Origin of the sequence: Pseudomonas sp. PS01303 (genome assembly GCF_029959385.1) — a bacterium.
In the GTDB taxonomy this organism is placed as follows: Bacteria; Pseudomonadota; Gammaproteobacteria; order Pseudomonadales; family Pseudomonadaceae; genus Aquipseudomonas; species Aquipseudomonas rustica.
Genome location: NZ_JASCPK010000180.1, coordinates 1 through 10,200, shown reverse-complemented (window position 1 = coordinate 10,200; position 10,200 = coordinate 1). Strand labels below are relative to the sequence as shown.

The 10,200-nt window shown below is 57.6% G+C and carries 11 protein-coding genes; 6 read left to right on the top strand and 5 right to left on the bottom strand.

The genetic code is table 11. The features are described 5' to 3' along the window. Window positions 1-83: 83 nt before the first annotated feature. Window positions 84-920 carry a S1-like domain-containing RNA-binding protein gene (locus tag QMX93_RS27655; RefSeq protein WP_053118186.1) on the bottom strand — a complete coding sequence of 279 codons (837 nt, stop codon included), beginning with the start codon at window positions 918-920 and terminating at the stop codon, window positions 84-86. Window positions 921-1,260: 340 nt separating this feature from the next. Here QMX93_RS27655 and QMX93_RS27650 point away from each other — a divergent pair, with 340 nt between their 5' ends. The 3 genes from QMX93_RS27650 to QMX93_RS27640 all read left to right on the top strand — a co-directional run bounded on the left by QMX93_RS27650 (window position 1,261) and on the right by QMX93_RS27640 (window position 3,332). Then, window positions 1,261-1,449 (top strand): hypothetical protein, encoded by a 189-nt coding sequence (locus QMX93_RS27650; protein ID WP_016702300.1) that lies wholly within the window; start codon window positions 1,261-1,263, stop codon window positions 1,447-1,449. 217 nt (window positions 1,450-1,666) lie between these two features. Next, the gene (locus tag QMX93_RS27645) at window positions 1,667-2,383 is read left to right on the top strand and encodes a TorF family putative porin (protein ID WP_053118184.1); all 717 of its coding nucleotides are present in this window, start codon (window positions 1,667-1,669) and stop codon (window positions 2,381-2,383) included. Window positions 2,384-2,459: 76 nt separating this feature from the next. Beyond that, window positions 2,460-3,332, top strand: a complete 873-nt coding sequence (locus QMX93_RS27640) for a DUF6279 family lipoprotein (RefSeq protein WP_053118182.1) — start codon at window positions 2,460-2,462, stop codon at window positions 3,330-3,332. Window positions 3,333-3,435: 103 nt separating this feature from the next. On the opposite strand, the gene QMX93_RS27635 is transcribed toward QMX93_RS27640, so the two are convergent. After that, entirely contained in the window at window positions 3,436-3,828 is a 393-nt protein-coding gene (locus QMX93_RS27635) for a hypothetical protein (protein WP_053118180.1), read from the bottom strand. Between the two features lie 175 nt (window positions 3,829-4,003). Here QMX93_RS27635 and QMX93_RS27630 point away from each other — a divergent pair, with 175 nt between their 5' ends. Together QMX93_RS27630 and QMX93_RS27625 are read left to right on the top strand one after the other, a co-directional pair. Further along, window positions 4,004-4,738 carry a thioredoxin family protein gene (locus tag QMX93_RS27630; protein ID WP_159814651.1) on the top strand — a complete coding sequence of 245 codons (735 nt, stop codon included), beginning with the start codon at window positions 4,004-4,006 and terminating at the stop codon, window positions 4,736-4,738. 182 nt (window positions 4,739-4,920) lie between these two features. Continuing rightward, window positions 4,921-5,196 carry a hypothetical protein gene (locus QMX93_RS27625; RefSeq protein ID WP_282358684.1) on the top strand — a complete coding sequence of 92 codons (276 nt, stop codon included), beginning with the start codon at window positions 4,921-4,923 and terminating at the stop codon, window positions 5,194-5,196. An 89-nt stretch (window positions 5,197-5,285) separates the two neighbouring features. On the opposite strand, the gene QMX93_RS27620 is transcribed toward QMX93_RS27625, so the two are convergent. Further along, on the bottom strand, window positions 5,286-6,626 hold the full coding sequence (locus tag QMX93_RS27620) for a DEAD/DEAH box helicase (protein ID WP_282358682.1): 1,341 nt from the start codon (window positions 6,624-6,626) through the stop codon (window positions 5,286-5,288). Between the two features lie 191 nt (window positions 6,627-6,817). Here QMX93_RS27620 and QMX93_RS27615 point away from each other — a divergent pair, with 191 nt between their 5' ends. Next, window positions 6,818-8,116, top strand: a complete 1,299-nt coding sequence (locus QMX93_RS27615) for a mechanosensitive ion channel family protein (RefSeq protein ID WP_053118172.1) — start codon at window positions 6,818-6,820, stop codon at window positions 8,114-8,116. A gap of 108 nt (window positions 8,117-8,224) precedes the next feature. On the opposite strand, the gene QMX93_RS27610 is transcribed toward QMX93_RS27615, so the two are convergent. Then, a complete protein-coding gene (locus tag QMX93_RS27610) occupies window positions 8,225-9,082 on the bottom strand; it encodes a carboxylate/amino acid/amine transporter (RefSeq protein WP_212550537.1) in 858 nt (285 codons plus the stop codon). Between the two features lie 323 nt (window positions 9,083-9,405). After that, the gene (locus QMX93_RS27605; RefSeq protein ID WP_053118168.1) at window positions 9,406-10,005 is read right to left on the bottom strand and encodes an FMN-dependent NADH-azoreductase; all 600 of its coding nucleotides are present in this window, start codon (window positions 10,003-10,005) and stop codon (window positions 9,406-9,408) included. Between the last annotated feature and the right edge of the window lie 195 nt (window positions 10,006-10,200).

The window sequence follows — 10,200 nt, the reverse complement described above, 5'->3', positions numbered from 1 at the left end:
AGCTGCCGCAGGCTGCGATCTTTTGACCTTCAAGATCAACAGATCGCAGCCTGCGGCAGCTCCTACATGGGGCTGGCGTGGGCTCAGGTTAGTTCAATGCGATCGGCATGAATAACGATCTTGCCTTCCTTGTACAGCGAACCGATGGCCTTCTTGAAGTTGCCTTTGCTGACGCCGAACAGGCTGCTGATCAACGCCGGATCGCTCTTGTCGCTGACCGGCAGCGTGCCGTCGTTGTCGCGCAACTTGGCGAGGATCTTCGAGTTGAGGCTGCTCGCCGCTTCCTGACCCACCGGTTGCAGGCTCAGGGCAATCTTGCCGTCCGCGCGCACTTCCTTGATGTAGCCTTTCTCGCTCATGCCGGCGCGCATGAACTTGAAGATTTCGTTCTTGTGGATCAAACCCCAGTGCTTGTTGTTGATGATCGCCTTGAAGCCCATGTCGGTGGCTTCGGCGACCAGCAGATCAACTTCCTGGCCCTGGCTGTAATTGGCCGGGGTTTTGTCGAGGTAGCGATCCAGCCGCGCGGTGGCGGTGATGCGGCGGGTGTGCTTGTCGAGGTAGACGTGCACCACGCAGTACTCGCCGGCGGTCATCTGGCGCTTTTCTTCGGAATACGGCAGCAACAGATCCTTCGGCAGCCCCCAATCGAGGAACACACCGATGCTGTTGACTTCAACAACTTTCAGACTGGCAAATTCGCCGACCTGAACTTTTGGTTTCTCTGTGGTAGCGAGAAGTTTGTCTTCACTGTCCAGATAAACAAAAACGTTGAGCCAATCTTCATCTTCGCTGGGAATATCTTTAGGGATATAACGGTTAGGCAAAAGAATCTCGCCGTCAGCACCGCCGTCCAGATATAAACCGAAGTTAGTGTGTTTAACCACTTGCAAACTGTTGTAACGCCCGACTAAAGCCATTTCCAGAACCCTCATTACGTGGGCGGCATTCTACCCGTTTTTGCCGTGAACGTTCGCCGGCAGATCCTCGGTTTCCGCTAAAACTGCGCCACGCCTTGATTTTCCTTGATCGCCGACGAGCGAGGTGCCGCTCGTCAGTCTGCCAGCGAGGGTTTCAGCCGCGACATAATGTCCCGTCAAACAGCAATGATCTTATTTAAAACAGCAGGTTAGCTGGATATTCCAATTAATTAACCGCGAATAATGCAGCACCGCACTGGGTTATTCCCGGGGATATTTACCAAGCAATTGTCAAGTAATTACTGTACGATGCCTGGCCGAGTTACTTTTCTACAGGTTAATGGCCGCCATGCGTGTAAAAGCATCCAACAGCAAAGCAAAGCCAGCTCCAGCCGTTGAAACCAGCGAATCGATCAACGATCAAATCGCAGCGTTCCTCAAGTCCGGCGGCGAGATCCAGCAAATTGCCAAAGGCGTCAGTGGCCAGACGTTCGGCCCGTCCAAGCAGATCAGCCTGGGCAAGAAGTAACACCCGGTTTTACACCCGTCCAGAGGCGCTTTGAGCTTCGAAGCGCCTGGACTGGCACCGCGCAACACCCTCCCCGTTTCAAACATCCCAGATATCAAATATTCAGAAATCGACGAACGGCCTTCAATGCCGAGCATTCGCCGGTATCCTTGCACGCGTCTAGATCAAGCGTTTCAGCAGGCCCGCCGTCCTGCGCTCGCTGTTCATGGAGTGACGCATGCGCACATCTTCCTGTTTATTGCTTGTAGGCCTGCTCGCGGCAACGACTGCGCACGCGCAGATTTTCCAGCGTGAACTCGGTGATTTCGACCTCAAGCTCGGCACCACACCCAGCCGCAGCATGGCGCAGGGCCTGGTCAAACCGGCGGCGGTCGGTTCGTTTCACGGCGGTCTCGATCTGAGTCACGACAGTGGCCTTTACGTCGGTCAGTACGCACCGAGCATGGGCATCTCGCCGGGCAAGAACCTTGAAATCGACTCCTACGTCGGCTTTAAACAACCATTCGATCAGTTGCTCGGCTACGAAGTCGGGATGATTCATTACAGCTATCCGAAGGTCGACACCCTCGACAGCCAGGAAGTGTTCGGTGGCCTGACCCTGCTTGGCAGCCGCTTCGGCATCGCGCTGAGCAACGACCCGGATAAACAGAACAACACCCTTTTCGCCGACCTTGGCGGCAATCAGCCGTTCGGCATCGGCGTCAGCATGAAATACACCACCCACCAGTTGAACTCGCCAGTAGCGGTGGACGGCGGCTACGTCAGTAGTTTTACCGATTGGTCGGTGAAATTTTCCCGCCCGGTCATGGGCGTCGATCTCGACCTCATCTACAGCAATTCCAGCCTCAGCGGCAGCGATTGCTCGGCCTATTCCGGCCACAACAGCCAGTGCGACGGCCTCGTCACGCTCAAGGCCGAACGCGCCTTCTATTGATCGGCTGAACTGCCGGGCTCATTCTGCGTTCACATAAACATCAGACCCTCAGGCTGGCCATCGCAAGGATTCGCCCATGTCTCGCTGGTTCAAGCACATTGCCGCGCTATTGATGTTCACCCTCGCCCTCGGCGCCTGCAGCCGCGTCGGCCTGGCCTATCGCAACCTCGACGTGATCATTCCGTGGACGCTCGGCGACTACGTCGACATGAACGGCGAGCAGAAAGACTGGTTCAACGAGCGCCTCAAGGAACACCTGAACTGGCACTGCACCACGCAGTTGCCGGGTTACCTCGACTGGCTGGATCGCTTGCAAACCATGGTCGAGACCAATCAGGTCACCGACGCCGCCCTGCAAGCGCGCACCGCCGAAGCCAAGCAAGCCATCGCCGAAACCGCGAAAGAGATCACCCCGTCGGCCATCGAATTGCTGCAAGGTCTGGACGACAAGCAAGTGGCGGAGATGAATGAAGCGTTCGCCAAGGACTTGCGCAAACGCCAGCAGGATTACGTCAATCCGCCGCTGGCCCAGCAGATCAAGGAACGTGGCGAGCGCATGACCAAACGCCTAAACGACTGGCTCGGCCCGCTCAGTCCTACGCAAGAACAGCGCGTAGTGGCCTGGACTAACGCTCTCGGCGATCAGAACACCCAGTGGATCGCCAACCGCGCGCATTGGCAGAAGCAGTTCAGTGCCGCCGTGGCGCAACGCAAGAGTGCAGAATTCCCACAGCGTATCGAGACGCTTCTGGTGAATCGCGAGAGCTTATGGACAGCGGATTACCGCAAGGCCTACGCCGACACCGAAGCGCAGGCGCGCTCGTTGTTCGTTGATTTGATGGCGGAGAGCACGCCGCAGCAGCGTCAGCGCTTATTGAAAAAAATTGAAGGCGTACGCAAAGACTTCAACGACCTCAAATGCCTGAAGGCTGCACAAAAATCCTTGTAGGAGCAGAGCTTGCTCGCGAAAGCGGTCTGTCATTCAACAATAATGTTGGGGCTGACGACGCCTTCGCGAGCAAGCTCGGCTCCTACAGGATCGCGGTCAACCTTTAGGCGATCTGGGCTTTCGAGGCCACTTCATCAAACGTCGCTTCATCCAGCGCATCAGCCTGTTCATCCAGCACCTGACGCGGGTGGTCATTGCCGGGAATGCTGCTGTCGATCAGGCTCAGCAAGCTCGAACCGCGCGGGGTCAGAGAAAAATTGTTGCCGGTGCTGCCCTCCTCATCCGGACGCGGCTGGATAAAACCGCGCAAAAGCAACAGCCGTTCATAGTCGCAGGCCACCGTTTTCAGGTGATCCAGATTCTCGATCGGCTCGCCGGCGCTGGCTTTCTCCGCCGCGTAATCCTCAGCGTAGGCGCGAGGGGCGAAGCTGTGGCCGGCGCTGTTTTGCACTTCGTGCAGCAAGCGTTCAATCAAATCCCAGTTATAAGTCGTCATCCTGATTCAACCTCCGGTGCGCATGATTTGGGGCGCGTACCTAGGTTGTGACCGGAGGCTGGCGCAGCCGTTCAGCCGTATTTCCTTCAGCGACCGACCGGCGGTCTGTCGATTTCCCGGCGGGTTGAACGACTAGTCTGAAACAGACGGTTTCAACCCCGCAGGAGAAATCATCATGAACGTTGAGAATCATCCGGTGGTATCGCGCGAAGCATGGCTCGCCGCCCGCAAACAACATCTAGAACACGAAAAAGCCTTCACCAAAGAGCGCGATCGCCTCAGCGCTGAGCGCCGCGCCTTGCCTTGGGTGAAAGTCGACAAGGATTACCACTTCCAGGGCCCGAACGGCGAATTGAAGCTGGCAGACCTGTTTGGCGACCACAGCCAATTGGTCGCCTACCACTTCATGTTCGCCAAGGATTGGGAGGAAGGCTGCCAGGGTTGCTCGTTCCTCAGCGACCACATCGACGGCGCCAACCAGCATTTGGCCCACCACGATATCGCCGTGGTTGCGGTGTCCCACGCACCGTTTAACCAGTTTCAAGACTTCAAAAAACGCATGGGCTGGAAGTTTGACTGGGTATCCTCAGAAGGCTGCGACTTCAACTATGACTTCGGCGTGTGCGCCCGTGCCGAGGATGTTGCCGCCGGAAAGGCTACGTACAACTACGAAAAAACTGACAGCGCCGAAGAAGAAATGCCCGGGCTGAGCGTGTTTTACAAGGACAACGCCGGAAACATCTTCCACACCTATTCGACCTACGCCCGAGGTCTGGACATGCTGGTCGGCGCCTACAACTACCTCGACCTGACGCCGAAGGGCCGCAATGAAGACGAGATCATGGAATGGGTGCGGCATCATGATCGGTATGAAGGCGCGACAAAATCCAGCTGCTGCCACGGCAACTGATCGTCCTTTGTGGGAGTGAGCCTGCTCGCGAAAGCGTCGGGTCAGCCACCATGAATAGTGCCTGACATACCGCTTTCGCGAGCAAGCTCGCTCCCACAGGTTCTCCTACAGTTTCTGAACTTTTCACAGGCTTTGCCCCTCAACCGGTTAACCCGCCTTAACCGGAACTGAGGCCTGCCCCCATGAAAACCCTGATCAAGCTCACCCTCGCCGCCACCCTTGCCTGCGCCCTGCCCGTCTGGGCCTGCACGCCTGAGGAGGCGACCGCCAAACGTGAACAACTGGCCAAAGAGGTCACCAAGCTCACTGAACAGAATCCGGCCAAGGCCAAAGAGATCAACGCCGAGTTGCAGAAAATGGATCTGGGCACGGCCAGCGCGGAACTGCCGGACAAGTGCCAGTTGATTGATCAGCGCTTGAAAGAGCTGGGTACGGCGGAGAAGAAGGCGGAAGGCTAAAGCGAAGATCGCAGCCTTCGGCAGCTCCTACAGAAGGGCGAAAAAAAACCGGACATTGTCCGGTTTTTTTCATAAACGTCTGAAACGACTTACTCAGCCGCTGGCTCTGCCGGCTTGCGGCGCTTGAGCGGGGCCATGCCATCGCTGCTGACCAACGAGTCTGGCTTCGGACGGTTAGCGCTCTTGCGCTTGGTCGGCGTCTTGGCGGCGGTTTTCTTCTTGTCGCCCTTGGCGTCGGTCTTTTTCTTCTTCACGCCAACGGCTTTGCCCGAGGCCTTGACCTTTTTCGGCCCGCCGTAGGTGCCTTTGACTTCCTTGATGGTGCGGCGCTCGAAGCTCTGCTTGAGGTAGCGCTCGATGCTCGACATCAGGTTCCAGTCGCCGTGGCAGATCAGCGAGATCGCCAGGCCGTCGTTACCGGCACGACCAGTGCGACCGATACGGTGCACGTATTCGTCGCCGCTGCGGGGCATGTCGAAGTTGATCACCATGTCCAGACCATCAACGTCCAGACCACGGGCCGCCACGTCGGTGGCCACGAGGATCTTCACGCCGCCCTGCTTCAGACGGTCGATCGCCAGTTTGCGATCCTTCTGGTCTTTCTCGCCGTGCAGCACGAACGCTTTGTATTCCTGAGCCACGAGGCGGCCGTAGATGCGGTCGGCCATGGCGCGGGTGTTGGTGAAGATGATCGCTTTCTGATAGGTCTCGTTGGCCAGCAGCCAGTTCACAATCTGCTCTTTGTGCTGATTGTGGTCGGCGGTGATGATTTGCTGACGGGTGGTCGAGTTCAGCTGGCTGACCGCGTTGAGCTGCAAGTGCTCAGGGTTGTTCAGCACTTTGGCGATCATTTCGCGCAGGCCGGAACCACCGGTGGTGGCCGAGAACAGCATGGTTTGCTGACGGTTCGTGCATTCGTCGACCAGACGCTGAACGTCTTCGGAGAAGCCCATGTCGAGCATGCGGTCGGCTTCGTCGAGCACCAGCACTTCGACTTCCTTGAGGTCAAGGTTGCCGGCGTTGAGTTGCTCGATCATGCGACCCGGGGTGCCGATGAGGATGTCCGGCACCTTGCGCAGCATCGCGGCCTGTACCTTGAAGTCTTCACCGCCAGTGATCAGGCCGGATTTGATGAAGGTGAACTGCGAAAAACGCTCAACTTCCTTCAGGGTTTGCTGGGCCAGCTCGCGGGTCGGCAGCAGGATCAGCGTCTTGATGCTGACGCGAACCTTGGCCGGGCCGATCAGGCGATTGAGGATCGGCAGTACGAAAGCGGCAGTTTTGCCGCTACCGGTTTGCGCAGTCACCCGCAAATCACGCCCTTGGAGCGCCAGCGGGATGGCCGCGGCTTGCACAGGCGTTGGCTCGACAAATTTCAGCTCGGCCACAGCTTTAAGCAGGCGTTCGTGCAGGGCGAATTGGGAAAACACGGGTGCTACCTCGAAGATATGCAAAAAAACAGCTGCATAGGTTACCGGTTTCGAGCGCTCAGGCCGAGTTTCTTTATGCAAACGGCAGCAATCAGTGGTTTTTTTGTTGCCTGATTTGTCTCCAAACGTAATACCTGGCGTCTTAAATGCTCTAATCGGCCATCGCGTCTTACAGAAGAATCGTTTCACTTATGGATATCAAACAGCTCTGGCTCAACGCCCAGGACCTCTGGGGCACCCTCGAACAGCATCCGATCCTGCAAGCCAGCCTCGCGCTGATGCTGCTGTTGGTGATCGCGTTGGTACTCGGACGAGTGGCGCGCTACCTGATCCTGCACGCCAGCCGCATGCTCGGTCGCCAGCCGGCGTTTCACTGGATCAACGATTTACGCCACAACAAAGTGTTTCAGCGCCTGGCGCAGATTACCCCGTCGCTGGTGATTCAGTTCGGCCTGCACTTGGTGCCAGAACTGAGCAAAACCGCGATGAATTTCCTCGGCAACGTCGCGCTGGCTTTCACCATCCTGTTTTTGCTGCTGACCATCAGCGCGCTGCTCAATGCCTTGCTCGACATCTATGCGCGCACCGAGCACGCCCGCACGCGCTCGATCAAAGGCTACGTGCAACTGGCGAAAATGGTTCTGTACGTGTTCGGCGGGATCATCATCGTCGCCACGCTGATCGACCGTTCGCCGCTGTTGCTGCTCTCCGGTCTCGGTGCGATGTCGGCGGTGATTTTGTTGGTCTACAAGGACACGCTGCTGTCGTTCGTCGCCAGCGTGCAGTTGACCAGCAACGACATGCTGCGGGTTGGCGACTGGATCGAAATGCCGCAAGTCGGCGCCGATGGCGATGTGGTCGACATCACTTTGCACACGGTCAAGGTGCAGAATTTCGACAAGACCATTGTGTCGATCCCGACGTGGCGCTTGATGTCCGAGTCGTTCAAGAACTGGCGTGGCATGCAGCAATCCGGCGGACGGCGGATCAAACGCAGCCTGTTCATCGACGCCAGCGGCGTGCGGTTCATCCGCGATGACGAGGAAGAAAAGCTCTCGCAGGTGCATTTGCTCACCGATTACATGAGCCGCAAGAAAGCCGAGCTCAAGGCGTGGAACGAGGCGCAGGGCAATGTCGCGGCGATGTCGGCCAACCGTCGCCGGATGACCAATATCGGCACGTTCCGCGCGTATGCGTTGGCGTATCTGAAGAGTCATCCGGAGATTCAACCGAACATGACCTGCATGGTGCGGCAGATGCAGACCACGGCGCAGGGCATTCCGCTGGAGATCTACTGCTTCACCCGCACCACGGCGTGGGCGGATTACGAGCGGATTCAGGGGGATATTTTTGATTATCTGCTGGCGGTGTTGCCGGAGTTTGGGTTGAGTCTGTATCAGCAGCCGAGTGGCGGGGATTTGCGCTCTGGCCTGCTGCCAGCGGTGCTCGGCTCGGCAAGCATCCCCGAGCCACAAAAACATCTTATGTAACCCCCAAAATCCTGTAGGAGCCGGGCTTGCCCGCGAAGAGGGCGTGTCAGGCAACGAATGGGTTAGCTGACACACCGCCTTCGCGAGCAAGCTCAGCTCCTACAAGGATTATGCGGTGCGTCGGATGCCGAGGCGGCTAATCCACACGGCAGCAAGGATGACGCTACCCCCCAGGAACAACCGCCCCAGTTCCTCATGCTGATTCCAGATCAGCAAATTCAGCAGCAACCCCACCGGCACATGCAGGTTGTTCATCACCGCCAGCGTGCCGCCATTGACCATGCACGCGCCCTTGTTCCACCAGTACATGCCCAGCGCGGTCGAGACCAGTCCGAGAAACAGCAGCACGCCCCACTGCAGCGGCGCTTCCGGCAGAAAATTCGCTTTGCCGAACAGCAAAAACGCTGGCAGCACCACCGCCAGCGCGCCGACGTAGAAGAAGCCAAACCGTCGGTAATGCGGCAAATCACTCGGATGCTTGGCCACCAGATGTTTGTACATCACCTGCCCGGCGGCGTAGGTGAAGTTGGCCAATTGCAGCAGCAGGAAGCCCATGAAGAAGTCCGGGCTGATGCTGTCGAAACGAATCACCGCCGCCCCACTCACCGCCACCAGTGCGGCGATCAGCGCCCACGGGTTGAAGCGACGGTTCAGCGCGTCTTCGATCAACGTCACGTGCAACGGCGTGAGGATGGTGAACAGCAACACTTCCGGCACCGTCAGCACGCGGAAGCTCAGGTACAGACAGACGTAGGTCACACCGAACTGCAACGCACCGATCATCAGCATGCCGCGCATGAACGACGGTTCGACCGAGCGCCAGCGCGTCAGCGGGATGAACACCAGCCCGGCCAGCACCACGCGCACCAGCACCGCGAAGTAACTGTCGACATGACCGGCCAGATACTCGCCAATCAGACTGAAGGAAAACGCCTGGATCAGCGTGACAAAAAGTAGATAGCCCATGCTCGCCTCGGTTTTGAATGGCGGCGACGATAGCGGGTTTTCGATTCTGCAACCAACACAAATCCCCCGTAGGAGCTGCCGCAGGCTGCGATCTTTTGATCTTGATTTTAAAAAAACAGGATCAAAAGATCGCAGCCTTCGGCAGCTCCTACACGGGGGATTGGTGAATCCCGGGCAAAAAAAAGCCCGATCTCGCCTATGCGTTCAATCGGGCTACAGCACTCAGGAGCAACAAGTGCAAAGGGAGGTTCGATGCGCGTGGAACCTTGAAGGGGTTGCGCCAGGTCACTAGACCATCCAGAGATTATCTGGCGATTAACCTGTCAAGCGACCTGGGACAGTTTGGCGTTGGCCTGGTTGAGGCCCTTCTCTTGGAAGTCGCCACCGAGGTTCATGCCTTCGGCGTGGATGAAGGTCACGTCGTTGATACCGATGAAACCCATGACCTGACGCAGGTACGGTTCCTGATGATCCGCCGGGCCGCCGGCGTAGATGCCGCCGCGAGCGGTCAGCACGTAGGCACGCTTGCCGCTGAGCAGGCCTTGCGGGCCGGTTTCGGTGTACTTGAAAGTCACGCCGGCACGCAGCACGTGGTCGAGCCAGGCTTTAAGGGTGCTCGGGATGGCGAAGTTGTACATCGGCGCAGCCATCACCAGCACGTCAGCGGCGAGCAGTTCATCAGTCAATTCATTGGAGCGATCCAGCGACGATTGTTCGCTGGCGTTGCGCTGTTCGGCAGGTTTCATCCAGCCACCCAACAGGTTGGCGTCCAGATGCGGTACCGGGTTCACGGCGAGGTCACGCACGGTGATCTGATCGGCAGGGTGTGCAGCTTTCCACTGACTGATAAAAGTCTGGGTCAGTTGACGGGACACCGAGTCTTGCTGGCGGGCGCTGCTTTCAATGATCAGAACGCGGGACATGTTGTGTAGCCTCCATCCGAGAATGTTGTAAGTCGATGGAGTGAAGGTTAAACAGAGTTGAATCGATGAAAAAGCGCAAATAATTGCTGCAAAGTATCGAATAATTCGTTTAGATGCACTTACCCATCCTGTGGGAGCGAGCTTGCTCGCGAAGGCGGTGTATCAGTCAATTAATGCATCGACTGACGCGACGCC